Origin of the sequence: Actinospineispora acaciae DSM 45401, assembly GCF_000620785.1 — a bacterium.
Taxonomy (GTDB): Bacteria; Actinomycetota; Actinomycetes; order Mycobacteriales; family Pseudonocardiaceae; genus Pseudonocardia; species Pseudonocardia acaciae.
Genome location: NZ_JIAI01000002.1, coordinates 1 through 24,081 on the forward strand (window position 1 = coordinate 1; position 24,081 = coordinate 24,081).

Below are 24,081 nucleotides of genomic sequence, written 5' to 3' on the forward strand. Positions count from 1 at the left end.
TCGACTGGAAGGACACCGCGCTGCTGCGCACCTTCATCTCGGACCGGGGCAAGATCCGCTCCCGCCGCGTCACCGGCCTGAGCCCGCGCCAGCAGCGCCAGGTCGCGGCCGCGATCCGCACCGCCCGCGAGATGGCCCTGCTGCCCTACCCGAACGCCGCCCGGAACTAGGGCGTGTCCCGTGGATCATTCAGCCGGCTGCGCGGCGCCCAGATCGCGCCTCGCGGCGTTCTCGTCGCCGCCGATACAACAGCGGTATCGGCGGCTCCTCGGCCTTGCGAGCCACAATCTGGATCACCGCTCGCTCGGCATAGATCCACGGAAAACGCCCTAGGCCTGAGCGATGGCCAAGCGAAGCAAGATCGTGCGCAACGAACGGCGCCGCCGCACGGTCGCCAGGTACGCGGCCCGGCGCGAGCGGCTCACCGCGATCATCGCCAGCCCGAGGACCACGCCCGAGGAGCGGGACGCGGCGCGGCGGGAGCTGAGCCGCCAGCCGCGCGATGCCAGCGCCACCCGGGTGCGCAACCGGGACGCGGTGGACGGGCGGCCGAGGGGGTACCTGCGCGCGTTCGGGGTCTCCCGGGTGCGGATGCGCGAGCTGGCGCACGGCGGCCACCTGCCCGGGGTGCGCAAGGCGAGCTGGTAGATGACCGGCCAGGAGACCAGCGGCGCGATGTTCTACCAGCGCGTCGCGCCGTACGTCGCCGCGTTGCTGCCCGCCGCGTGGCACGCGCTCGCGCCGGCGGTGGCCGAGGCCCTCCGGGAGGTGCCGGCCGGCCCGGACGCGCCGGTGGTGGACATCGGGGCCGGCACCGGGATCGGCACCGAGCTGATCGCCCGCACCCTGCCCGGCGCGGACGTGCTGGCCATCGAGCCCGACCCGGCCATGCGCACCGCGCTGCTGGCCAGGGTGGCCGCCGACCCGGACCTGCGCCGGCGCACCACGGTCGAGGGCGAGCCGATCGAGACCGCGCGGTTGCCCGACCGCATCGCGGCGGTGCTCGCCGCGAACGTGCTCGGCCACCTCGACGCGCCGCGCCGGGCACGGCTCTGGGCGGTGTTGGCCGAGCGGCTGGTGCCCGGCGGGGTCGCGGTGGTCACCGTGGTCCCGCCGGACAGCCCGCGCGAGGTGCCCGAGATGCCGATGAGCGAGCTACGGATCGGGCGGGACCTGCTGGTCGGCAGCGCCGGCGCACAACCCGCCGGGCCCGACTCGGTGCGCTGGACCATGACCTACCGCGGCTACCGGGACGGGCGGTTGGTCGACGAGGTCAGCCACCAGAGCCAGTGGTGGGTGCTCGGCCCGGACGAGCTCGCCGCCGAGGTCGCCGCGCACGGGCTCGCCGGTCGGCCGGGCGCGGCCGGCACCGGGCTGTTCCTGATCCGCCCCTGAAACGTCTCCGGGCCAGTTCGCCGCCCGACACAACCTGAACGGTGCCTCGGCTGTCGTCATGGCTGTCGAAGGCTGGTCCCCTCGTCGACGCCACGGCGAGGGGGGCGTTGAGGGGGCGAGGGCACTGATCGGCGAGCTTCGGGCGTCCGACCCGGTTTCGTTGGGCCCGTTCCGGTTGCTCGGGCGGCTGGGCGACGGCGGGATGGGGCAGGTGTTCCTGGGCCGCGACGAGCCGGGGCGGTGGGTCGCGGTGAAGGTGATCCACGACGCGCACCTGGGGGTCGCGGAGTTCCGGCGGCGGTTCGCCAGGGAGATCCGGATCGCCGGCCAGGTCCGGGCGCCGTGGACTGTCGCGCTGGTCGCGGCCGACGCGGATGCGCGGCGGCCGTGGCTGGCCACCGAGTACGTGCCGGGGCCGTCGCTGCATCGGGCGGTGGCCAAGGCGGGGTCGTTGGCGGAGGCGGCGGCGGGGGTGCTGGCGAGCCGGCTGGCCGACGCGATGGCGGCGCTGCACTCCACCGGGTTGGTGCACCGCGACCTGAAGCCGTCGAACGTGATGCTGGCGCCGGACGGGCCCCGGTTGCTGGACTTCGGCATCGCCCGCGCGCTGGACGCGACCCGGATCACCCGCACCGGGCTGGCGGTCGGGACGCCGGCGTTCATGTCGCCCGAGCAGGCTCGCGGTGCGGACGGCGGTCCGGCCTCGGACGTGTTCTCGCTGGCCGCCGTGCTCGTGTTCGCCGCGACCGGGTGCGGGCCGTTCGGGCAGGCGACCAACCCGGTGGCGATGCTGATGCGGGTCAGCGAGGACGCACCGGACCTGGCCGGGGTGCCCGACCGGTTGCGCGCGGAGCTGGCGCCGTGCCTGGCCAAGGAACCCGCCGAACGGCCCACCGCGCGCCAGCTGGCGGACACGCTCGCGCACTGGGCGGAGCCGCCGTCCGGAGCGCCCGGGGCCTGGCCGCCGCCGGTGGTGTCCGAGCTGACCCAGCCGCCGACCTGGCCGCGGCGCCCGACACTGCCCGTGCCGCACGCCGGCGCCCGTACCCCACTCCCGGCCCGGTCCTGGCCGGCGGCGTTCGGCATGCCCGCCGGCCTGACCCCGTCCAACACCGCGCTGCGCACCCCGAGCGGGCTGTTCCGCCGCGGCCGCCGCCCCGGGCGGGCCTTGCTCGCGCTACTGGCGCTGCCCGTGGTGGCGCTGCTGGCGCTCGCGGCGGTGTTCCTGGTTCCGTGGCCGGGCGCGGGCGGCCCGGCCGCCGCCGCGCACCAACCGGCTCCGGCGGTCCCGCTGCGCCCGGTCCAGCTCGGCGCGCCGATCGCGATCGGGAACGGCGGCAGCGCGTACCGGCCGGCGATCTCGCCCGACGGCGGCCGGCTGTTCGTCAACGGCAAGGACGGCATCGCGGTGGTCGACGTGCGCGCCCGGACGGCGGTGCGGACGATCAGGCCGGCCACCGGGCTGGTGGGCGGGCAGCTGTTCTGTTCGCCGGACGGCAGGTGGCTCTACCTGGTGGAGTTCGACCAGATCGAGGTCATCGACCTCACCGTGAGGAGGCCGACCGCGAGCATCCCGCTGCCGCGCGGCCTGCACTCGCATGCCGACCTCAGCAGGGACGGGCGGCGGCTGGTCCTGCTGCACAAGCAGGGGGACGACACCACGGAGACGATCATCGTGGTGGACACCGAGACCCGGTCCGTGCGCACCGTCCCGACGCGGGGGTTGACCTTCGGCGGGGGAGTCGTGCTCACCGCGGATGGCCGCCGCGCCTACGCCCACCAGCTGCTCGGGCCGATGGTGCAGGTGGACCTGGACACCGGCCGAAGCGTCCAGAACCCGTTCCTGCCACAGGTCGAGAACGCCGCGCTGTCCGGCGACGGGCGGGAGCTCTACGCGGTGTCGTTCGGCGGGCTGATCACCGCGCTGGACGCCGCCACCGGGGACCTGATCCGGCGGGTGACGATGCCGAGCAGCTGCTGCCAGTTCGTCGCCGCCCCCGGGGGACAGGTGCTCACGACCGTCGAGACGAGGCTCCAGGTGGTCGACCCCGGTACCGGGAAGGTGCTGGCCACGGCCGAGACCGGCCGGTCGGTCAACGAGCTGGTGGTCTCGCCGGACGGCCGCCGGGTCTACCTGAACGACGTGAACACCATGGTCGAGATCGCCATGTCGGAGCGATGAGGCGGGAGGGGCGACATGCGGACGCTGTGGGAGGACGACCCGGCCGAGCTGGGCGGCTACCGGATAGTGGGCCGGCTGGGCACCGGCGGCATGGGGCAGGTGTACCTGGGGCGGGACCGGGGTGGCCGGTGCGCGGCGGTGAAGGTGGTGCACCCCGGCCTGGCCGACGATCCCGCGTTCCGGGCGCGGTTCGCGCGCGAGGTGGCCACCGCCCGGGCCATCGACGCCCCGTGGACGGCGGCCGTGCTCGGGGCCGACCCGGGCGCCGCGCGGCCGTGGCTGGCCACCGAGTACGTGCCGGGGCCGTCGCTGGAGCAGGCGGTGGCCGGCTCCGGTCCGCTGCCGGCGCCGGCGGTGCGGGTGCTGGCCGCCCGGATGGCCGAGGCGCTGGCCGGCCTGCACGCCGCCGGGGTGGTGCACCGTGACGTCAAGCCGTCGAACGTGATCCTGGCCGAGGACGGCCCACGCCTGATCGACTTCGGCATCTCGACCGCGACGGACGCGACCGACGCGACCCGGATCACCCACACCGGGGCGATGTTGGGCACCCCCGCCTACATGTCGCCCGAGCAGGCCAGCGATGAGCCGGTCGGGGCCGCGTCCGACCTGTTCTCGCTGGCGAGCGTGCTCGTCTTCGCCGCGACCGGGCGGGGTCCGTTCGGCGAGGCGAGCAACCCGGTGGCGCTGCTGCTGCGCATCGCCCGGGACGAGCCGAGGCTGGCCGGCGTCCCCGACGAGCTGCGGCCGGCGCTGCAACGGTGCCTGGCCAAGGACCCGGCGGCGCGCCCGGCCGCGGCCGACCTCGCCGCCGGGCTCGCACCGGAGCCCGGGCGGAGTGCCGCCTGGTTCCCGCCCGGCGTGGTGACCCCGACCGCCCGCATCGACCCGGCCGCCGACTCGACCTGGGTCGTCCCGACCCTGGTGGTCGCGCGTCGGACGGCGGGCGGCAACCGGAAGCTGTGGCTCGGGCTCGCCGGCGCCCTCACACTGGTCACCGCGCTGGCCGTCACGATGGGGGTCACCGGCCCGACCGGCCCCACCGGCCCGGCCGGCACCCCGGCGCGCTACACCACGGCCGCCGAGATCAGCAACGCGGTGGACGCCCAGCTCGAGCGCGACCGCACGGTCAAGGCCAGCTCGACCCGCGAGATCCACCCGACGCGCGGCGAGATGCGCTGGACCAGCGAGGCGCACATCCGCGTCGACTCCGGCACCACGTCCCTTCACCGCACCATGCACCTGCGCCAGGTCACCCACCCCGAGGGCGGTGGGAACGACGTCGTGTCGGACTGGGACTCGGCCATGATCGTGCTGCCCGGCCGTGCCTGGCTCACCAAGTCGACCAGGGCGCCCCAGCAGCCGACCGCCGTGAGCTGGGACGCGCTGGACCTCACCGGCAACGACCCCGCCAGGTCGGTCGAGCTGGCCGTGGTGCGAGCGGCGGCCGACGAGGGCAACCCGCTGCGGCCCAACGTCGCGGCGGCGACGCTGGTCGACTCCGCCGACGAGCAGCTCGACGGCGTGCCCACCAGGCGCTACACGCTGCGGCTGGACCGGGACGCCACGCTACAGCTCAAGGCCGACCCGAACTGGCGGCCGTCCGGCCCGCTGCCACCGCCCGACCCGGCGAGCACCATCACCAACATCGTCTGGCTGGACGCCGCGAACCGCCTGGTGAGGTTCCGGGCCGAGCACCCGTCGCCCGCCCCGCGACAGGAGCCCAACACGCACGAGACCCGATACCGCGAATGGGGCCAGCCGGTCCGGATCGAACCGCCGCCGCCGAACCAGATCACGACGGGCTGAACACCGCGGCGCTCATCCGTCGGCCCCGGAGAGGAAGCCCAGCAGGGCGCTCACGGTGGCGTCCGGGGCGTCCTCGGGGAGGAAGTGACCGGCGTCCGGGATCATGCGGTGCCGGGCGGTGGGGATCGCGGCGGCCAACCGGACGGCGGTGTCCGGGGGCAGCCAACCGTCCCGCTCGCCCCACAGCACCAGGGTCGGGGCGGTCACCTCGCCGAGCCTGGCCGCGATGTCGCGGGTGTCGCCGGGGTCGACGGCGCGGGCCTGGTCGACCCAGCGACGCTGCCCGGCGGCGCCGGTCCACGGGGCGAGGTAGGCATCCGCGTCGGCCGTGGCCATCGGGCGGCGGGTGGCGGTGCGCAGCCGAGGCGCGATGATGTCGGCGAACACGTGCTCCGGCATCGTGCGGTACGCCTCGGGCCACTCGCGCAGGTGCGAGGTGAACGGCGTGAGCCAGGGATCCAGGACGGCGGCGTCCAGCAGCGCGAGCCGGTCGACCGGTACCCCGTGCACCAGGTGGGCGCGCAGCACGACGGCGCCACCGATGTCGTGCCCGACCAGGACCGGAGGGCGCGCGCCGGGAGCGTCCAGGCCCCAGTGCTCGACCAGCTCGGCCAGGGTGCGGGCCTGCCTGTCGATCGAGGGGGCCACACCGGGGCCGGGGCGGGAGCCGCCGTACCCGAGCAGGTCCCAGACGTGCACCGTGTACTGGCCGGCCAGCGCGGGGGCCACCGCCCGCCACAGGTATGACCAGGCCGGAGAACCGTGCACCAGCACCACCGGCGGCCCGTCGCCGAGTACCCCGGCCGCCACCTCGCCGCCGGACACCCGAACCCGGTCGGACAGCCGCCACCCCTCGGTACCGATCCGCGCGTTCACCGTCCCCGACCTCCAAACGTAATGGCTACAAGCATAGTTTTCACCTTACCTGAGCGGCAGTGGCAACCCCGGAGGTTGACCTCAACATTTGTTGAGCTTCTAGGGTTCGGGCATGACGATTCGGCTCGGTGCTCAGCTTCCGGTGAACGCCTCGAGGGGCGACGGCGTGATCCCCGACATCGCGGTGGCGGCCCGGCATGCCGAGGACGTCGGGCTCGACGCGGTGTGGGCCGGTGACCATCTGACCACCGGCACGCCCATGCTGGACAGCACGGTGGCGCTGTCCGTGGCCGCCTCGGCCACCGAGCGGATCAACATCGGGTACGCCGTGATGCTGCTCGCCCTGCGACAACCGGCCTGGGCCGCCAAGCAGATCGGGTCACTGCAGTACGTCTCGGGCAACGCCCAGTACGACCTGATTGCCCAGGCCCGCGCGCTCCTGGTGGGCTGAGCTTCAGGGCTTGCGGCCCACCGCGCCCATGCTGACCACGTCGATGTTCTGGCCGTTGCCCACCTTCGCGGGGTTCGGGCGCCACTGGTTGAGCCGCACCACCCCGGGGTCGACCAGTTCCAGGCCGTCGAAGAGCTGCCCGATCTGCTCGGGGGTGCGCGCGTAGTAGCCCCATGCGGCACCGGCTTCGGCGTTGAAGTCGTCGAGCGCCTGCCGGTAGACCGGATCGGTGTTGATGGCCTCGTAGTGGGCCAGGTAGCTGCCGGACGGGACCGCGTCCATGTACGACCTCACGATCGCGAGCGCCTCGTCGTAGTCCTCGACGTGCCCGAGCGAGCCCATGAACATCACGCCGATCGGCTCGTCGAAGTTCAGGGCACCTCGGGCCATGCCGATGACCCGGTCGATGTCGCGGAAGTCGGAATCGACATAAGTGGTGACACCCACGTTGGTGGTGTTGGTCAGCAGTGCCCGGGCATGCGCCAGAACGACCGGGTCGTTGTCGACGTAGACGATCCTCGCTTCCGGGGTGACCTCCTGGGCGACCTCGTGCGTGTTCTGGTCGGTCGGGAAACCGGTGCCGATGTCGAGGAACTGCCGAACGCCGGACTCGGCCATGTAGCGAACCGACCGGATGATGAACTGCCGGGCGTGCCTGGCCCAGGTCGTGATGCCCGGGAACACCGCAATGACCGCGTCACCCGCCGCCTGGTCGGCCGGGTAGTTGTCCTTTCCGCCCATCCAGTAGTTCCAGATTCGCGCCGAGTTTGGCCTGTCGAAATCGATGTCCGCGGGCCGGCCCTGCGATTCCACGTCGCCCATCAAACGGTCCTTTCCGGAAGATGAGGGATTAGTCTGGCTGCGGGGCAAATGCTACTGTGCGGGCGGCTCGCTGTTGACAGAGTCAACACATCAGCGTTCGGCTCGCTCCAGCGCCCTGGCCAGGGTGGCGAGCTTGTCCAGCGCGGTGTCGAGCACCTCGCGCTCGTGCTCGGTCAGGCAGACCAGGAACGCCTCGTTGCGCTCGTTCGCGGCCTCGATCAGTCGTTTGTACAGCGCCTGGCCCCGGCGGGTGAGGGTGAGCTCGGTGGTGCGGCCGGCGCCGAACTCGCGCAGGATCAGCCCGCGCACGGTCAGCTTGGCCACCACCCTGCTCATCTGCGCCTTGTCCAGCGCGGCCAGCCTGGCCAGCTTGTTCAGCGTCTGCGGGGAGTTGGCGCCCAGCAGCGCGATGGTCCGCCACTCGCCGAGGCTGACGTCGAACTCCCGCCGGTAGCGCAGCGCGGCGCTGCGCGACATGGCGTTCGAGACCCGGCTCAGCCGGTAGGAGAGCAGGCCCTGGATCGTGGTGCGCGGCCCGGTCCCGGCGCCGTCGCTGCGAGCCCCGTCCCCTCGGGCACCACCGGTTGGTGCAGCTGGCTCGGTCATGTCGCCCCGCCTCATCCCGCCGACTCTATGGGGTCGCCGCAGGTCGGATTACGCAACGCGGGTCCCCTTCCGTCTCGACGACTGTTCGTCCTGGTCACTCGCGGATCCGCCGGCTCGGGCGGGCAGGTGGCCCGTCCTCGCCGCCGGGGTGTGCACAACCCTCGGGTGTGCTGCCGACCGCCCCCAACCTCGGCGGCAACGCGGCGCATCGACAAACTTAGACCAAGGTGTTGACAATGCAACACTCGAAGGTTGAGTCTGTCCACGCCCGCCCCCCGGGTGGCGCAAGCGGGTGCCGCCCGCCTGGGTCAGCCACTACGACGAGCCGCGAAACGAAGGTGTTCGATGTCCTCTGATCCGTCCGCGACCCTGCTGATCGACGGCGAGTGGCGAACCGGTGCCTCGACGTTCGAGGTTGCCGATCCGGCAACCACCGAGCTGATCGGTCACGCCGCGGACGCGACGACCGCCGACGCCCGTGCCGCGCTGGACGCCGCGTGCGCCGCCTTCCCGGCCTGGCGCGGCACCGACGCCGAGACCCGGGGCGGCTACCTGCGCGCCGCCGCGACCGCGATCCGGGCCGAGCGCGAGACCCTGGCCGCGCTGCTCACCAGCGAGAACGGCAAGCCGCTCGCGGAGTCGCGGGGCGAGGTGCTCGGCGCGGCCCGGATGCTGGAGTGGAGCGCGGAGGAGGGCCGCCGGGCCTACGGCAAGGTGACCCCGCCGGCCGCGAACGGCCCCGGCCTGACGCTGATGACCCCGGTCGGCCCGACGCTGGCGATCACGCCGTGGAACTTCCCGGCCAGCATGCTGGTGCGCAAGATCGGGCTCGCGCTGGCCGCCGGCACCACGCTGATCGTCAAGCCCGCCGAGCAGACCCCGCTCATCGCCGCCGCCCTGGTCCGGCTGATCAACGACGCGGGCCTGCCGGCCGGCGTGCTGCAGAACCTGACCTCCTCGCGCCCGGCCGAGCTGGTCGGCGAGCTGCTCGCGGACCCCCGCCTCCGCAAGATCAGCTTCACCGGCTCCACCGAGGTGGGCCTTGGCCTGCTGCGCTCCACCGGCGAGCGGCTGCGCCGGGTGTCGCTGGAGATGGGCGGGCACTCGCCGGCCATCGTGTTCGCCGACGCCGACCTTGACGCGGCCGCCGCCGCCATCACCGCCGCGAAGTTCACCAACGCCGGCCAGAGCTGCACCGCGATCAACCGGCTGTTCGTGCACCGCGACGTGCGCGAGGACCTGGTGGCGCGCCTGGAGGAGAAGGCGGCGGCGCTCCGCGTGGGCCACGGCGCCGAGGACGGCACGAACATCGGCCCGCTGATCGACCAGGCCGGGCTGGAGAAGGTGGAGCGCCACGTCAAGGACGCGGTGGCCAAGGGCGCTCGGGTGCTGTGCGGCGGCAAGCGGTGGACGCCGGAGCGCGCGGAGCTGAAGGGCGCGTTCTACGAGCCCACGATCCTGGCCGACGTCGACCACGGCATGGCGATCAGCCAGGAGGAGACCTTCGGCCCGGTGCTGCCGGTCTTCACCTTCGAGGACGACGACGCCGTGGTGGACCAGGCCAACGCGACCGCGTACGGGCTGGCGGCCTACGTGTTCGGCTCGGACTTCCGGCGGCTGTGGCGCACCCTGGACCGGCTGGAGTTCGGCGTGATCGGGGTGAACGAGCCGGCGCCGGTGCGGCCGGAGCTGCCGTTCGGCGGCATGAAGAACAGCGGACAGGAACGCGAGGGCGGCAGCGAGGGCATCGAGGGCTACCTCGAGCACAAGGCCGTCGCTTTCAAGCTGTAGAGCCCGCGCAGAGCAGGGAGTGAGTACGTGAGCAACGTGGCCGCGAAGGAGCTCGCCGAGCTCGACCTCGCGCACCTGATCCATCCGCACACCACCATCGGCAAGCCGATGCAGCCGATGGTCATCGACCGCGCGCAGGGCGCGCACCTGTGGGACGTCGAGGGCAGGCGGTACATCGACGGCACCTGCGGGCTGTGGCAGTGCGCGGTGGGGCACGGCCGCGCCGAGCTGGCCGAGGTGGCCGCCAGGCAGATCGGCACGCTGGAGTTCTACTCCTCGTTCGGCGACTACTCGAACGAGCCGGCGATCCGGCTGGGGCGGCGCCTCATCCAGCTGGCCCCGGACGGGATCCGGCGGGTGTTCTTCACCAACGGCGGCTCGGAGGGCACCGAGACGGCGATCAAGCTGGCCCGGCTGGCCCAGCACCACGCCGGCCACCCGGACCGCCGCGTCATCCTGGCCCGCGCCGGCGGCTACCACGGCATGGGCGGCGCCTCGCTGGCGGTGACCGGCATCGAGAAGCTGCGCGCCAACTTCGGGCCGCTGCTGCCCGGGGTGGAGTTCCTCGGCAAGCCGCACGGCATCGTGCACGGCGAGGGCGCCACCGACCAGTTGGTGGCGGAGCTGGAGCGGCGGATCGAGGAGATCGGCGCGGACCGGATCGCGGCGTTCGTCGGTGAGCCGGTGCTCGGCGTGGGCGGCATGGTCCCGCCGCCGCAGGGCTACTGGCCTCGCGTGCGGGAGGTGCTCCGTCGCCACGGCATCCTGCTGATCGTCGACGAGACGGTCACCGCGTTCGGCCGCACCGGCCACTGGTTCGCCTCGGACCACTACGGCATCGACCCGGACCTGATCGTGACCGCCAAGGGCATCTCCAGCGGCTACATCCCGATGGGCGCGGTGCTGGTCGGCGAGCGGGTCCTGCAACTGGCCGACGGTGCGGAGTTCCTGCACGGCTTCACCTACAACGGCCACCCGGTGGGAGCCGCCGTCGCGCTGGCCAATCTGGACATCCTGGAGCGCGAGAACCTGCTCGAACGCGCCACCGAGGCCGGCGAACGGCTGCTGGCCGCGCTCAAGCCGCTGGAGGACCTGCCGCACGTGCTCGAAGTGCGCGGGATCGGGCTGATGCTCGGCGTGGAGCTGACCGGCGTGGAGGCGATGCCCGTCCAGGACGGGGCGCGGGCCGACGGCGTGATCGTGCGCGCGTCCGGCAGCAACATCGTGCTCTCGCCACCGCTCGTGATCACCGACGAGGACATCGACGTCCTGGCCGACGTGCTCGCTAAGCACGTCACGGCCGTCGGGTCGAAGTAGAGGAGAACGACCAATGCGCAAGAGGCGGCTCATTGCGGCGGTGGCGGTCGCGGCGGCGGCGTCGCTGCTCGCGGCGTGCGGCGGCGGCTCCGGGAGCCCGGACGGCCCGATCACGTTCGTGTCCACCGGCGGCGACTTCCAGGACGCCCAGATCAAGGCCTGGCAGCAGCCGTTCACCGCGGCCAACGGCACCCAGTTCGTCAACACCGGCCCGCCCGACCAGGCCAAGCTCAAGACCATGGTCGAGTCCGGCACCTCGGACTGGGACGTGCTCGACCAGGACCCCAGCTTCGCCAACCTGTACGGCCCCAAGTACCTGGAGAAGATCGACTTCAACATCGTCGACAAGAGCGTCTACCCGCCGAACACGGTCAGCGAGTACGGCGTCCCGGCGTACTTCTACGGCACGTTCATGCTCTACAACACCAACGCGTACGCGAACAACCCGCCGACCTCGGTGAAGGACTTCTTCGACCTGCAACGCTTCCCCGGCAAGCGCATCGTGCCGGCGATCCGGAACATGAACGTGACGAACGTGCTGGAGTTCGCGCTGCTGGCCGACGGGGTGCCGCCGGACAAGCTCTACCCGATCGACGTGGACCGCGCGCTGAAGAAGCTGGACACCATCAAGCCGCAGCTCACCTTCGCCACCAACTACGGGCAGATCCAGCAGGCCATGGACGGCCAGCAGGCGAGCATGGTGCTGTCCCTGACCGCCCGCGCCGCGCTGGCCATCAAGAACCGCGCGCCGTACAAGGTGATCTGGGAGCACGCCTTCGTCAACTGGGACGATCTGGTGGTGGTCAAGGGCACGCCGCGCAAGGAGGCGGCGATGAAGTTCATCCAGTTCGTGTCCCAGCCCGCCCAACAGCAGGCGTTCAGCACCTCGGCCACCATGTTCCCGGGCAATCCGAAGGTGTCGGTGAAGTATCCGGACCCGTCCCAGGAGGCGGTGAACGTCTTCGCGCCCGAGCACAAGGCCGGGCTGATCTACACCAACGTGGACTGGTGGGCGAAGAACCTCGATGACGTGGTGGCCAAGACCACCGCGTGGTCCATCGGATGACCGCCGTCACGGACGCCCCTCCTCCGGCGCGCGCGGACGCGCCGGCGGAGGGCGTGCCGGCCAGGCGCCGGCTCGGCGGCGCCGGGTACCTGCTGCTGCCGGCCGCCGCGTTCCTGCTGGTCATCTTCTTCGTGCCGCTGGTGCAGATCGCCTGGCGGAGCTTCTCCGACCCGAGCGTGGGGCTGCAGAACTATCACGCCCTGCTGGTCGACGGCGTGTCGATGACGGTGCTGGGCCGGACCCTGGTGACCGCCGCCGTGGTGGCCGCGGTGACCCTGGTGCTGGTCTACCCGTACGCCTACGCGATGACCAGGGTGTCGCCGAGGGTCCGGGGGCTGCTGGTGCTGCTGGCGCTGCTGCCGTTCTGGACCAGCCTGATGGCGCGCAACTTCGCCTGGTACGTGCTGGAGCAGCGGGGCGGGCTGATCGAGCAGATCCTGCACGCGGTCGGCATCCGCGACGCCGTGCTGCTCGGCTCCACGACCGGCGTCACGGTGGCGATGGTGCAGGTGATGATGCCGTTCATGGCGCTGCCGCTGTACACCTCGCTGTCCGGGATCGACCGGAGGCTGATGGACGCGGCGGTGAGCTGCGGCGCGCCCTGGTGGACGGCATTCCGGAGCGTGTACCTGCCGCTGTCGCTGCCGGGCGTGGTGTCCGGCTTCTCGCTGGTGTTCATCATGTCGCTCGGGTTCTACGTGACCCCGGCGCTGCTCGGCTCGCCCCGGCAGGCGCTGGCCTCCCAGCTCATCGAGACCAAGGTGACCACGCTGCTCGACTTCGGCGGCGGCGGCGCGCTGGGCATCGTGCTGCTGGCCGTCACGCTGATTATCCTCGCGGCGGTCTGGCGGCTGGGCCGGGGCACGTCCACGCTCGAACAGGCGGGTGCGCGGTGAGTCGGGCCAAGGAACACGCCTTGAGCTGGCCGCTGCGGGCCTGGGTGGCGGTGGTCGCGCTGCTGCTGCTGGCGCCCACGGTGATCGTCATCCCGATGAGCTTCAGCGACTCGGCGACGTTCAAGTTTCCGCCCGAGGGGTTCTCGTTGCGGTGGTACGAGCGGTTCTTCAGCTCGCCGGCCTGGCTGGCGAGCGTGGGCAACTCGTTGAAGGTCGCGGTGCTGGTGGCCGTGGTGGCCACCGCGCTCGGCACGGCGGCCGCGCTCGGCCTGGACCGCACCAGGTTCCGGGGCCGGGGCGCGATGCGCGGCGCGCTGCTCTCGCCGATGATCGTGCCCATCATCGTGGTGGCCATCGCCGTCTACGCGGCGTTCCTGCGCTGGCACCTGGTCGGCTCGCTGGCCGGGTTCGTGCTCGCGCACACCGCGCTGGCCGTCCCGTTCGTGGTGGTCACGGTCACCACGAACCTGGCCGGCTACGACCGGACCGTGGAGACCGCGTCGGCCAGCCTGGGCGCTGGGCCGCTGACCACGCTGCGCAGCGTCACGTTGCCGCTGCTCCTGCCGGGGATCCTGTCCGGCTTCGTGTTCGCCTTCGTCACCTCCTTCGACGAGGTGGTGATCGCGTTGTTCCTGCAGTCACCCACGTTCCGGACGCTTCCGGTGCAGATGTACGAGAGCGTCAGCCTGCAGACCGACCCGACGATCTCGGCGGCCGCGAGCCTGGTGGTCGTCGTGACGACGGGCGTGCTGCTGCTGATCCAGTTGCGAGGCAGTCGATCACCACACGGGGAACGCCGATGACAGCATTCATGAGCGCCGAGGCCCGCGACGCCGCGCGGCCCGCCTCGGCGGACGACGCCGCCGGCACCGGCCGGATCGAGATCAGCGGCGTGACCAAGACCTACCCGCGCGCCGGGCGCGACGCGGTGCGCGACGTCTCGCTGAGCATCGGCGCCGGCGAGTTCATGACGTTCCTGGGCCCCAGCGGCTCGGGCAAGACCACGATGCTGTCCATCATCGCCGGGTTCATCACGCCGACGGCGGGCTCGATCGCCATCGACGGCGCCGACGTCGGGCGGGTCAAGCCGCACCGGCGGAACCTGGGCGTGGTGTTCCAGCAGTACGCCCTGTTCCCGCACATGACGGTGCGGGAGAACGTGGCGTACCCGCTGCGGCAGCGCAAGCTGGCCAAGGCCGAGATCGACCGCCGGGTGAACGAGGTGCTGGAGCTGGTGCGGCTGCCCGCGCTGGCCGAGCGCAAGCCGGCGCAGCTCTCCGGCGGCGAGCAGCAGCGGGTGGCGCTGGCCAGGGCCGTGGTGTACACGCCGCGCGCGCTGCTGCTGGACGAGCCGCTCGGGGCGCTGGACAAGAAGCTGCGCGACTCGCTGCAGCGCGAGATCGCCCGGATGCACCGCGAGCTGGCGATGACGTTCATCTTCGTCACGCACGACCAGGAGGAGGCGCTCGCGCTGTCCGACCGCGTCGCGGTGTTCAACGAGGGCGGCCTGGAGCAGGTCGGCACGCCCACCGAGCTGTACGACCACCCGTGCAGCCGGTTCGTCGCGGAGTTCCTGGGGGAGTCGAACATCTTCTCCGGCACCGTCGACGGTGGCCGGCTGAGCTGCGACGACGGGGTGACGATCAGGCTCACCGACGAGCAGGCCCGCGAGCCGGGGCAGGCCAGCGTGGTGATCCGGCCGGAGCGGGTGGAGCTGCTCGCCTCGGACGACGACCCGGCGCCGGACGGGCGCTGCCGGGCGCGGGCGACGATCACCGACATCCTCTATGTCGGCAACCGTTACCGGATCGGGCTGCGGTTCGCGGACGGGACCGTCGGCAGCGCGATGCGGGTGGTCGGGTCGGCGTTGCCGGCGATGCCGGGGGAGACGGTCGACGTGGCCTGGAGCCCGGAGCATCAGGCTCTCGTAACGAGATGACGAGCTGACGAGCTAGGGAGGCCCATTCAGTGGTCCGGCCAGCGACGGACTATCGGCGCATCACCGAGGGTCCGCCTTCGGTGGATGCCGACCAGGCGCGGGAGATCGCGCGGCGGGTTCATGGCATCGAGGCGGTGACGCTCTCCCGGCTTCCCGGGGAGACGGACGCGAACTACCGGATCTCGGGTCCGGACGGGGCGCAGTACGTCCTGAAGGTCGCCTCGGCGGCGGAGCGCGGCCGCATCGAGGTGCAGGACGAGGTGCTGCGGCACGTCGAGCGCACCGACCCGGAGCTGCCGGTGCCCCGGGTGGTGGGCACGGCGGACTGGGACCTCGGCGGTGAGCCGGTGGTGGTCCGGCTGCTGACCTGGGTGCCGGGCGAACCGCTCATCTCCGTGTCCGAGCGCTCCGACGAGCTGTACACCGACATCGGTGCCGTCGCGGGCCGGCTGGCCGCCGCGATGGCCACCGCTCCGTCCGTAGGCGTGCCGGAGTCGCACTACTGGGACCTGCGGCGCACGGACGCCGCGTTGGAGCAGTGCGAGCCGTTCGTGACCGACCCGGAGCTGATCGGCCGGGCCCGCGAGCTGCTGGCCGCCCACCCGGTGCGGTGGGAGGCGCTGCCGGAGGCGCTGGTCCACCACGACGTGAACACGCTCAACGTCGTCGTGGGCGAGCGCGGCAGGCCCCGCCGGACCACCGGCATCCTCGACTTCGGCGACATGCTGCACACCGCCCGGGTCGCCGACCTGGCCATCCTGCTGGCCGCGCTCACCCGTACCACCGACCGCCCGCTGCGGGTCGCGGCCCTGCTGACCGCCGCGTACCACGGCTCGGTGGGGTTGACCGAGGACGAGGTGGACGCCCTGTACCCGCTGCTGGTCGGCCGGGTCGCGGTGGTGGCCGCGACCACCGCCCGGCTCGCACAGGAAGGCAGCCACGGCGACCCCCGCCACCGCACCCCGGACACCACCCGCCAGCTCGCCCGGCTGCTGGACCTGCCGGCCGAGCTCGCCACCGCGACGCTGCGCGAGGCCTGCGGCTTCGAGCCGTATCCGCCTGGCGACCGGGTGCTGTCCTGGCTGGACGCGAACCGCGCGGCGATCCAGCCGGTGATCAGGGCGGACCTGGCCTTGATCCAGCTCGACGCGGCCAGCGAGGTGTACGACGAGGCCGACCCGCGCGACGAGGCGGAGCTGCTCGCGGCGGTGCGGACGGCCGTCGAGGCGCGGCGGCCGGACGTCGCGGTCGCGCGCTACGCCGAGCCCCGGTTCCTCGGCCCGGCCCGCCGTTCAACCGGCGCCGACGAGGCGGCCTCGGTCTCCCTGGGCGTCACGCTGTTCGCGGCGCCCGGCACGGCGGTGTGCGCGCCGCTGGACGGCGTCGTCGAGCCCTCCGGCGGAGATGGTCGGGTCGTACTGGCGCACGAGACCGCGGACGGCACCAGGTTCTGGACCTCCCTGCGCGGCGTGGCGGCCACCGTGCCGCCGGACAGCCGGGTCGCCGCCGGCCAGCAGGTCGGACATGTGGTCGGCCGCGAGCTCGTGGCGCAGCTCGCCGCCGTGTCCCCGACCGCCATCCCCACGCACGCCCGGCGCTCGGAGTTCGACGTCTGGAGCCGGCTGGTGCCGGACTCCTCGGTACTGCTCGGCGCGGACTCCGGGATCACGGCCTGGACGCCGGTGCTGCCCACGGCACTGGCCGGCCGCCACCAGCACCTGCCCCGGACCCACCCGACGTACTTCAGCACCCCGATCAACATGGTCCGGGCAAGAGACTGCCTGTTCTTCGACGAGGACGGGCGCGGCTACCTGGACGCGCTGAACAACGTCACCCTGCTCGGCCACGGCCACCCCCGCCTCGTCGAGGCCGCGGCTCGCCAGCTGCGGCGGCTCAACACCAACAGCCGGTTCGTCTACGACGTGCTCACCGACTACGCCGAGCGCCTGACCGCCACCCTGCCCGACGGCCTGGACGTCGTGTACTTCCTCAACTCCGGCAGCGAGGCGAACGACCTGGCGCTGCGGATGTCGCGCTACGTCACCGGCCGCCACGACATCGCCGTGATCGAGCACGCCTACCACGGCTACACCTCGCTGGTCTCCGACGTCAGCCCGGCCCGCTACAAGCGCTACGGCAAGCCGGACTGGGTGCACCCGACCGCCGTCCCGGACCGCTACCGGGGCGAGTTCGGCTACCGCGACCCGGACAGCGGCTCCAAGTACGCCGCCCGCGCCGCCGAGGTGTTCTCCGAGCTGGACACGGCCGGCCGGCCCGCCGCCGCATTCATCTACGAGTCGCTGCTGGCCGGCGGCGGCCAGGTCGTGCTGCCGCCGGGCTACCTGCGCGGCGTGCACCGGGCGGCCCGCGAGCGGGGCATCCTCACGATCGCCGACGAGGTGCAGGTCGGGTTCGGGCGCCTCGGCGAGGCGTTCTGGGGATTCCAGACGCAGGGCGAGGACATCCGGCCGGACTTCGTGACCATGGGCAAGGCGATGGGCAACGGGTTCCCGGTGTCCGCGATGGTCACCACCCGGGAGATCTCCGAGCGCTTCGACGCGACCGGCCGGTTCTTCTCCACCTACGGCGGCAATCCGGCGGCCTGCGCGGTCGGGCTGGAGCTGCTGAAGGTGCTGGAGGAGGAGGGCCTGCAGGAGAACGCCCTGACCGTCGGCCAGTACCTGCGCGACCGGCTCGGCGAGCTGGCCGAGCGCCACCAGCTCATCGGTGACGTGCGCGGGCAGGGCTTCTACAGCGGCGTCGAGTTCGTCAAGGACAGGGAGACCAAGGAGCCGGCGTCGGCGGAGACGCTGCTGGTCTGCGAGCGGCTCAAGGACGAGGGCGTGCTGGTCTACCCGACCGGTCCGGACTGGAACATCCTCAAGCTCAAGCCGCCGCTGACGTTCACCGAGACGCACGCCGACACGTTCGTCGAGACCCTGGACCGCGTCCTGGAAAGGAGCTGGTGATGGCCTCGGTGTTGGCCACAGCCGACCTGGTGCTGAGATCCGGTCGCATCGTGACGCTGGACCCCGCCAGCCCGAACGCGACGGCGGTCGCGGTGCGGGGCGAGCGGATCGTCGCCGTCGGCTCGGACGAGGATGTCGCGCCGCTCATCGGGACGGACACTCACGTGGTCGACCTGGCCGGCCGGACGGTGATCCCCGGCATCAACGACGCACACGTGCACCTGTCCGCGTACGCACTCCTGCAGCCGCCGTTCACCCTCGACATCCGGGGCGTGACCAGCCTCGACGAGCTGACCTCCGCGCTGCGCGCCGCCTCGCCGGGCCCCGGCGCGGGGGACTGGCTGGTCGGCGCGACCTGGCGGGAGGGCAACATCGCCGAGCTGGCCGACGGCTCGCTGCCCCCGCACCGCTCGCAGCTCGACGCGGCCACCGGCGACCGCCCCGCCCTGCTGCACCACGCCTCGCTGCACGGCGTCTGGGTGAATACCGAGGCACTGCGCCGCGCCGGCATCGACCGCGACACCCCCGACCCGCACGGCGGCGTGATCGTCCGCGACGAGCACGGCGAACCGACCGGCCTGCTCTACGACGCCGCCATGAGCCGGGTGCTGGCGGTCGTCCCCCAGCCCGACCGCCCGACCCGCCTCGACGCCATCGAGGCGGCCATGACCAGCCTGAACCGCCTCGGCGTCACCAGCGTCACCGACCCCGCCGTGTCCCCGGAGCTGCTGCGCGACTACACCGAGCTGCACCGCCAGGGCCGGATGAGCCTGCGCACCAGCGTGCTGCTGCACTGGGGCTGGCCCGAGCCGTGCTCACTGTCCACCATGCAGTCCGCCCTGTGGTGGTCCGGCGCCGCCACCGGCCTCGGCGACGACTGGCTGCGCATCGGCGGCGCCAAGCTGTTCGCCGACGGCGCCCCCAGCCACGGCACCGCCTGGCTGTACGAGCCGTACCCGGACGGCGGCCACGGCTCGCTCACCGTGGTCGGCGAGGACGACGACGCCCGCGTGGCCGAGCTGGCCGCCGTGGTCGACCTGGCCCACCGCAACGGCCTGGACCTGCAGATCCACGTCACCGGCGACCGCACCGCCGACGCGGCCATCGACGCACTGATCGCCGCCCAGAAGGCCACCCCCCGCCCCACCGCCCGCCACGCCCTGATCCACGGCACCCTGCTCACCGACGAGGCGCTGGCCCGGCTGGCCGAGCACGACATCGCCGTCGTGACGAACTCGCTGCTCAAGGCCACCGCCGCGAGCGGCATGACCCCGATGATCGGTGAGCACCGCTGGGCGCGCACCTTCCCGGCCGGCTCGATGCTGGCCGCCGGCGTGCGGGTGGTGGACAGCTCGGACGCGCCCTGCACGGTGCCCGACTGGCGGGGCGGCGTGGCCACGTTCGTCGGCGCCGTCCCCGCCGCCCGCGTCGCCGACAAGGAACTGGTCACCACGCTCCAGGCGCTGCACATGTGGACCACCGCGCCCGCCCACCTGGAGGGCGCCGAGTCGTCCAAGGGCGCGCTGGCACCGGGCTACCTGGCCGACCTCGCCGTGCTCGGCGCCGACCCGCTGAGCACACCGCACGACAGGCTCACCGACATCCCGGTCGAGATGACCATCGTGGGTGGAAAGACCGTGTTCGACAACGAGGAGGGTTATTCATAAGTCCGGCTAGCGACGGCGGGCCGGAGGTTCGCCCGAGCGCCGGACCCGCGCCGCTCCGCGTGACCTGGGCGATTGACGTAACGGCGCGCGGACCGCCGAAGGCGGTCTAGATGAATAACCCGACTGTCAACGAGAAGCAGGGGATCATGAACGAGGACAAGCTCGCGGAGTTCGGCCTGGTCTGGGAACGCAAGGACCTCGACGCCACGGTCGACTTCTTCACCGACGACGCCCGCTACCTGGCCGTGGTCGGCCCGGAGCCCGGCCGGACGATCGTGGGCAAGGACGCCATCCGCACCCAGATCCGGGCCATCTTCGACAACCCGGCGATCGCGCCGCTCAAGCCCGGCCCGGTCTACGTCTTCGACAACGGCACACGCGGCGTCGCGGAGTGGACCCTCACGGTCACCGAAGGCGACGGCGTGACCCGCTCCTACCGTGGCATCGACCTGTTCGAGTTCGCCGGTGACCGGATCAGCGTCAAGGACTCGTTCCGCAAGATCTACGCGCCCTGACGGATGTTCAGCTCGGGGAAGTGCTTCGCGAGCTGGTCCGGGCGCTGCGGTGCCCAGAAGGTGGCGAGGATCGCGACCAGCAGGCCGACCTCCAGGAACAGGAACGCGGCGGTGAACGAGATCCGGTCGGCCAGGAAGCCCATCACGAACGGGGCGACCGCGCCGGCGATCTGACCGCCCATGTTGATCAGCCCGGCGGCCGAGCCCACCACCTCGCGGGGCAGCAGCCGCAGTGGCAGCCCGAAGGTCGGCATGAACGTGGTGTACAGGATGAGCAGGGTGATCGACTGGTAGAAGATGAACATCCCGGTCGAGCCGGCGAACGTCATCAGCAGCAAAAAGACGGCCGACACGACGAACACCGGCACCAGCAGCAGCCGGTGGCGGCCGTGGAACACCCGGTCGTAGAGCAGGCCGCCGCAGACCGTCCCGACCGTGCCGCACAGGAACGGGATCGAGGCGAGCAGCCCGGAGGCGGTGGTCGAGACGCCCCTGGCGGTCTGCAGGTACGCCGGCACCCAGCTGGTCAGCCCCCAGGCGACCAGGTCGAACCCGCCGAACAGCAGCGCGAACCGCCACAGCACGCCCCGGCGCAACAACGCTGACACCGACAGCCCGGCCGTCGGGGCGGCGGCGTCGCGGTCGCGCACGACGTCCTCCGGCAGCGGGCGCGGCAGCCAGAACCACAGCGCCGCGGCCACCACCACGCCCGCGACGGCCATCGAGTAGAACGAGTTGCGCCAGCCCACCGCCGCGATGACCGGCGCGGCGATCAACGGCGCCAGCGCGGCCCCGAACGGGTTCGAGCCGAGGATGATCCCGTTCGCGGTCATCCTGGTCTTCGGTGAGGTCCGCTCGGTGGTGGCCTTCATCGCGGCGCCCGGGAAGATCCCCTCGGTCACGCCGAACAGCACCCGGACGATCAGCAGCATGCCGAACGAGGTGACCAGCCCGGACAGCCCGGTGAACACCGACCAGGCGATCATCGCGACGAACATCGTGCGCCGGGCGCCGATCTTGTCGGCCATCAGCCCGCCGGGGAACTGGAACAGCGCATAGGTGACGAAGAACGCGGTCAGCAGCAGCCCCTGCTGGGTGTGGTCGAGCCCGAACTCCTTGCCGATGCTCGGCAGCGCGGTGGCGATCACCAGCCGGTCGACGTAGTCCACCATCCACGCCACGAACAGAATCGTCACGGTGACCGCCGTGACCCGCCCGGGGCTGAGAGTCGGCCGGTCGCTCTGCGCGGCGGTGGACATTGCGGCCTCCTCAGGGCGGGCCGATTGGGTGGGTTGTCGGAGTCAGTCGGCGGGCGTCAGGCGTCGGCCCCGGCGCGGGCCGAGGTAGGTGGTGCCGTCGACGACCCGCTCGCCGGCCTGCATCACCCAGCCGATCCCGAGCGGCGGGTGCACCGGGTCGCGGTAGTCGCACGGGTGGTCGACGGTCTGCGGGTCGAACGCCACCAGGTCGGCGACCTGGCCGGGCCGCACCAAGCCGCGCTCGGGGATCCGGAACACGCGCGCCGGCAGCGACGTCATCCGCCGGACCGCCTCGCCCAGCGGCAGCACCTCCTGGGCGCGGACGTACTCGCCGAGCACCCGGGGGAAGGTGCCGAACACCCTCGGGTGCGGCTTGCCGCCCGAGCCCGGCGGCAGCCCGTCGGTGCCGATCATCGTGTCGGCGTCGGCCAGCGCGGCGCGCACGTCGTCCTCGTGCATCGCGAACAGCACCATTCTGGCCCGCAGCCGCTCCTCGCGCAGCACCCGGACCAGCACGTCCAGCGGCGGCTCGTCCAGCGCGCGGGCCAGCTCGCCGATCGTGCTGCCCTCGTAGCGGTGGCTGCCGGTGGTGGTGATCAGCACCCCGTCCCAGCCGGCCGCCCGCTGGTGGCTGTCCCAGCCCGGCAGCCCGTGCTCCATCATCACGGCCAGTTGCCGCAGCTGCTCCTCCGAGCCCAGCCGCCCCAGCACCGCCTCGTCGCCGCCGGCCAGGAACGGCGGCGGCAGCAGCGCGGTGAGCATGGTGGACCCCGCCGTGTACGGGTAGACGTCCTTGGTGATCTGCAGTCCGTCCGACGCCCCGGCATGGATGGCCGCGAGGGCGGTCGGCATGTTGCCCCAGTTGTGCCGGCCGGTCCACTTCAGGTGCGAGATGTGCGCCGGGCAGCCGGCCTCGGTGCCGATGCGGACGGTCTCGGCGATCGAGGACAACAGCGAGTCGCCCTCGCCGCGCATGTGGGTCGCGTACAGCCGGGTCGGACCCAGGCGCCGCGCCAGCTCGACGATCTCCTCGGTGTGGCTGTACACCGCCGGCGGGTAGACCAGCCCGCTGGACAGCCCGAACGCCCCGTTCTCCAGGGCCTCGTCGAGCAGCGCGCCCATCGCGGCCAGGCCCTCGGCGTCCGGGGTCACGTCGTCCATGCCCAGCGCCGCGATGCGCAGCGTGCCGTGCCCGACCAGCGGGGCGTAGTTCGTGACGTACCCGAACGAGTCGCTGATCGCGGTGAACTCCGCCCAGGTGCGCCAGCCGAACTCCACCGGCGGGAACACCCGCTGCACGAACGTGGTCAGCTCGGTCACCGTCTCGGCGCTGGTCGGGGCGAGCGAGAACCCGCAGTTGCCGACCACCTCGGTGGTGATGCCCTGCAGGATCTTGTCGGTGTCGTCCTCGGGCAGCAGCGCGGCGTTGTCGGCGTGGGAGTGCACGTCCACGAACCCCGGCGTGACCACCAGCCCGCCCGCGTCGATCGTCTCGCTGTCCCCGGGCGGGATCGCTCCCGGCCGGTCGACGGCGGCGATCCGGTCGCCCCTGACGAGCACGTCGGCCGGAGCCGGATCGGCGCCGCTGCCGTCGGCGACCACGCCGCCGCGAATGAGCTTGTCGCGCTGGGTGCCTGATGCCTGGGCCATTCACACCTGCCGGACCGATTGACGTCGATGTCTCGAGCACCGTAACTCAGGCCACACGAGTCGGCCCGTTGACGAATTACCGCGCCAGCGAGTCGAAGACCGGCCAGTCGAGGTATTCCTTGGGTTCGGGGGCGCGGTAGGCGCTGGCCTTGCTGGTGGTGATTCCGTAGCGGTGGCAGGCCTCCGCGAGGGTGACCGCGCAGGCGCAGCCGTCCAGGACGGGGACGTTCAGTTCGGCGCGCAGCTGGCGGTCCAGCGGACCCATGCCGGCGCAGCCGAGCACGATGGCCTCGGCGCCGTCCTCGGTGATCGCGAGCCGGCCCTGTTCGGTCAGCCGGCGCAGGGCCTCGTCCCAGTCCTCCTCGATCTCGAGCACGCCGAGGCCGGTGGTGCGGACCGACGCGCAGCGCGGCGCCATGCCGGCGACCTGCACCATGTCGGTGAGCATCGGCTTGATGCGGTCCACCACGCTGATGATGGAGAACCGGTGCGCCACCAGGCAGGCCATGTGCATGGCGGCCTCGGCGATGCCGATCACCGGGGCGTCCACCAGTTCGCGGGCGGCCGCCAGGCCGGGGTCGCCGGCGCAGGCGATCACGTAGGCGTCGTAGCCGGTGCGCCGTTCGACCATCAGCTCCAGGGTGGCCACGGCGGCGGTGGCCTCCTCGAGGTGGCCCTCGATGGAGCGCGGGCCCCGGCGCGGCTGGACGGTGACGATCTCGGTGTCGGGGCCGGCGACCGCGCGGGCGGCCTCGTCGATCGCCTTGGTCATGCTTTCGGTGGTATTCGGGTTGATCATTAGTATGCGCATGCCGAAAGGTAGCCAGATGGCGCGGGCATCGCGCTGGTGGATTCGCACAAGTGGCCGCCGGGC

At 72.4% G+C, this 24,081-nt stretch carries 21 protein-coding genes; 15 read left to right on the plus strand and 6 right to left on the minus strand.

Features of this window, described 5'->3' with window-relative positions; genetic code table 11:
* The 5 genes from rpsR to N912_RS65100 all read left to right on the plus strand — a co-directional run.
* Positions 1 to 170 (plus strand): 30S ribosomal protein S18 (gene rpsR / locus N912_RS0109585; protein WP_028922260.1); only part of this gene is annotated, 170 nt, incomplete at its 5' end.
* Between the two features lie 172 nt (positions 171 to 342).
* Positions 343 to 648 (plus strand): 30S ribosomal protein S14, encoded by a 306-nt coding sequence (gene rpsN, locus N912_RS0109590; RefSeq protein ID WP_028922261.1) that lies wholly within the window; start codon positions 343 to 345, stop codon positions 646 to 648.
* Positions 649 to 1,395, plus strand: coding sequence for a class I SAM-dependent methyltransferase (locus N912_RS0109595; RefSeq protein WP_028922262.1), 747 nt, complete (start codon positions 649 to 651; stop codon positions 1,393 to 1,395).
* A 160-nt stretch (positions 1,396 to 1,555) separates the two neighbouring features.
* On the plus strand, positions 1,556 to 3,577 hold the full coding sequence (locus tag N912_RS60115; RefSeq protein ID WP_051579975.1) for a WD40 repeat domain-containing serine/threonine protein kinase: 2,022 nt from the start codon (positions 1,556 to 1,558) through the stop codon (positions 3,575 to 3,577).
* A gap of 15 nt (positions 3,578 to 3,592) precedes the next feature.
* The gene (locus tag N912_RS65100; protein WP_051579976.1) at positions 3,593 to 5,383 is read left to right on the plus strand and encodes a serine/threonine-protein kinase; all 1,791 of its coding nucleotides are present in this window, start codon (positions 3,593 to 3,595) and stop codon (positions 5,381 to 5,383) included.
* A 12-nt stretch (positions 5,384 to 5,395) separates the two neighbouring features.
* Here N912_RS65100 and N912_RS0109610 read toward each other — a convergent pair whose 3' ends face one another.
* Positions 5,396 to 6,259: an alpha/beta fold hydrolase gene (locus tag N912_RS0109610; RefSeq protein WP_028922263.1), complete on the minus strand. Its 864-nt coding sequence runs from the start codon at positions 6,257 to 6,259 to the stop codon at positions 5,396 to 5,398.
* A 112-nt stretch (positions 6,260 to 6,371) separates the two neighbouring features.
* Between N912_RS0109610 and N912_RS0109615 the strand changes: the two genes are divergently transcribed.
* Positions 6,372 to 6,710: an LLM class flavin-dependent oxidoreductase gene (locus tag N912_RS0109615; RefSeq protein ID WP_028922264.1), complete on the plus strand. Its 339-nt coding sequence runs from the start codon at positions 6,372 to 6,374 to the stop codon at positions 6,708 to 6,710.
* Positions 6,711 to 6,713: 3 nt separating this feature from the next.
* Here the strand turns inward: N912_RS0109615 and N912_RS0109620 are convergent, their stop codons facing one another.
* Together N912_RS0109620 and N912_RS50725 are read right to left on the minus strand one after the other, a co-directional pair.
* Positions 6,714 to 7,580, minus strand: a complete 867-nt coding sequence (locus N912_RS0109620; RefSeq protein WP_245645228.1) for an SAM-dependent methyltransferase — start codon at positions 7,578 to 7,580, stop codon at positions 6,714 to 6,716.
* Positions 7,581 to 7,622: 42 nt separating this feature from the next.
* Entirely contained in the window at positions 7,623 to 8,138 is a 516-nt protein-coding gene (locus tag N912_RS50725; RefSeq protein WP_156993355.1) for a MarR family winged helix-turn-helix transcriptional regulator, read from the minus strand.
* Between the two features lie 345 nt (positions 8,139 to 8,483).
* Between N912_RS50725 and N912_RS0109630 the strand changes: the two genes are divergently transcribed.
* The 9 genes from N912_RS0109630 to N912_RS0109670 all read left to right on the plus strand — a co-directional run bounded on the left by N912_RS0109630 (position 8,484) and on the right by N912_RS0109670 (position 20,298).
* The gene (locus tag N912_RS0109630; RefSeq protein ID WP_028922266.1) at positions 8,484 to 9,929 is read left to right on the plus strand and encodes an NAD-dependent succinate-semialdehyde dehydrogenase; all 1,446 of its coding nucleotides are present in this window, start codon (positions 8,484 to 8,486) and stop codon (positions 9,927 to 9,929) included.
* A gap of 27 nt (positions 9,930 to 9,956) precedes the next feature.
* A complete protein-coding gene (locus N912_RS0109635; RefSeq protein ID WP_028922267.1) occupies positions 9,957 to 11,246 on the plus strand; it encodes an aminotransferase family protein in 1,290 nt (429 codons plus the stop codon).
* A gap of 13 nt (positions 11,247 to 11,259) precedes the next feature.
* Complete coding sequence (locus N912_RS50730; RefSeq protein ID WP_051579978.1) at positions 11,260 to 12,312, plus strand: extracellular solute-binding protein; 1,053 nt, start codon at positions 11,260 to 11,262, stop codon at positions 12,310 to 12,312.
* On the plus strand, positions 12,309 to 13,208 hold the full coding sequence (locus tag N912_RS65105; protein ID WP_064745230.1) for an ABC transporter permease: 900 nt from the start codon (positions 12,309 to 12,311) through the stop codon (positions 13,206 to 13,208). Before N912_RS50730 ends, N912_RS65105 begins: the two co-directional genes overlap by 4 nt.
* Before the next feature lie 20 nt (positions 13,209 to 13,228).
* Positions 13,229 to 14,011: an ABC transporter permease gene (locus N912_RS65110; protein ID WP_245645229.1), complete on the plus strand. Its 783-nt coding sequence runs from the start codon at positions 13,229 to 13,231 to the stop codon at positions 14,009 to 14,011.
* On the plus strand, positions 14,008 to 15,147 hold the full coding sequence (locus N912_RS50745; RefSeq protein WP_245645230.1) for an ABC transporter ATP-binding protein: 1,140 nt from the start codon (positions 14,008 to 14,010) through the stop codon (positions 15,145 to 15,147). The genes N912_RS65110 and N912_RS50745 overlap by 4 nt, the downstream gene beginning before the upstream one ends.
* A gap of 80 nt (positions 15,148 to 15,227) precedes the next feature.
* Positions 15,228 to 18,116, plus strand: coding sequence for an aminotransferase class III-fold pyridoxal phosphate-dependent enzyme (locus tag N912_RS50750; RefSeq protein WP_051579979.1), 2,889 nt, complete (start codon positions 15,228 to 15,230; stop codon positions 18,114 to 18,116).
* On the plus strand, positions 18,116 to 19,783 hold the full coding sequence (locus N912_RS0109665; RefSeq protein ID WP_028922268.1) for an amidohydrolase: 1,668 nt from the start codon (positions 18,116 to 18,118) through the stop codon (positions 19,781 to 19,783). Before N912_RS50750 ends, N912_RS0109665 begins: the two co-directional genes overlap by 1 nt.
* A gap of 110 nt (positions 19,784 to 19,893) precedes the next feature.
* Positions 19,894 to 20,298, plus strand: a complete 405-nt coding sequence (locus N912_RS0109670; protein WP_084210767.1) for a nuclear transport factor 2 family protein — start codon at positions 19,894 to 19,896, stop codon at positions 20,296 to 20,298.
* Here N912_RS0109670 and N912_RS50755 read toward each other — a convergent pair.
* The 3 genes from N912_RS50755 to N912_RS0109685 form a co-directional block, all read right to left on the minus strand.
* Positions 20,286 to 21,557: an MFS transporter gene (locus tag N912_RS50755; protein WP_051579980.1), complete on the minus strand. Its 1,272-nt coding sequence runs from the start codon at positions 21,555 to 21,557 to the stop codon at positions 20,286 to 20,288. The two genes, N912_RS0109670 and N912_RS50755, sit on opposite strands and share 13 nt — an antisense overlap.
* A 42-nt stretch (positions 21,558 to 21,599) precedes the next feature.
* Positions 21,600 to 23,207, minus strand: a complete 1,608-nt coding sequence (locus N912_RS0109680; RefSeq protein ID WP_037064089.1) for an N-acyl-D-amino-acid deacylase family protein — start codon at positions 23,205 to 23,207, stop codon at positions 21,600 to 21,602.
* Positions 23,208 to 23,283: 76 nt separating this feature from the next.
* Positions 23,284 to 24,018 carry an aspartate/glutamate racemase family protein gene (locus tag N912_RS0109685; RefSeq protein ID WP_028922271.1) on the minus strand — a complete coding sequence of 245 codons (735 nt, stop codon included), beginning with the start codon at positions 24,016 to 24,018 and terminating at the stop codon, positions 23,284 to 23,286.
* Positions 24,019 to 24,081 lie beyond the last annotated feature (63 nt).

What these genes read in the sequence shown, in the direction of transcription:
- rpsN (WP_028922261.1), top strand. Translation starts at nt 343, where the DNA reads ATGGCCAAGCGAAGCAAGATCGTGCGCAACGAACGGCGCCGCCGCACG.
- N912_RS0109595 (WP_028922262.1), top strand. Translation starts at nt 649, where the DNA reads ATGACCGGCCAGGAGACCAGCGGCGCGATGTTCTACCAGCGCGTCGCG.
- N912_RS65100 (WP_051579976.1), top strand. Translation starts at nt 3,593, where the DNA reads ATGCGGACGCTGTGGGAGGACGACCCGGCCGAGCTGGGCGGCTACCGG.
- N912_RS0109615 (WP_028922264.1), top strand. Translation starts at nt 6,372, where the DNA reads ATGACGATTCGGCTCGGTGCTCAGCTTCCGGTGAACGCCTCGAGGGGC.
- N912_RS50725 (WP_156993355.1), bottom strand. Translation starts at nt 8,138, where the DNA reads ATGACCGAGCCAGCTGCACCAACCGGTGGTGCCCGAGGGGACGGGGCT.
- N912_RS0109630 (WP_028922266.1), top strand. Translation starts at nt 8,484, where the DNA reads ATGTCCTCTGATCCGTCCGCGACCCTGCTGATCGACGGCGAGTGGCGA.
- N912_RS50730 (WP_051579978.1), top strand. Translation starts at nt 11,260, where the DNA reads ATGCGCAAGAGGCGGCTCATTGCGGCGGTGGCGGTCGCGGCGGCGGCG.
- N912_RS65105 (WP_064745230.1), top strand. Translation starts at nt 12,309, where the DNA reads ATGACCGCCGTCACGGACGCCCCTCCTCCGGCGCGCGCGGACGCGCCG.
- N912_RS50745 (WP_245645230.1), top strand. Translation starts at nt 14,008, where the DNA reads ATGACAGCATTCATGAGCGCCGAGGCCCGCGACGCCGCGCGGCCCGCC.
- N912_RS0109665 (WP_028922268.1), top strand. Translation starts at nt 18,116, where the DNA reads ATGGCCTCGGTGTTGGCCACAGCCGACCTGGTGCTGAGATCCGGTCGC.
- N912_RS0109670 (WP_084210767.1), top strand. Translation starts at nt 19,894, where the DNA reads ATGAATAACCCGACTGTCAACGAGAAGCAGGGGATCATGAACGAGGAC.
- N912_RS50755 (WP_051579980.1), bottom strand. Translation starts at nt 21,557, where the DNA reads ATGTCCACCGCCGCGCAGAGCGACCGGCCGACTCTCAGCCCCGGGCGG.
- N912_RS0109680 (WP_037064089.1), bottom strand. Translation starts at nt 23,207, where the DNA reads ATGGCCCAGGCATCAGGCACCCAGCGCGACAAGCTCATTCGCGGCGGC.
- N912_RS0109685 (WP_028922271.1), bottom strand. Translation starts at nt 24,018, where the DNA reads ATGCGCATACTAATGATCAACCCGAATACCACCGAAAGCATGACCAAG.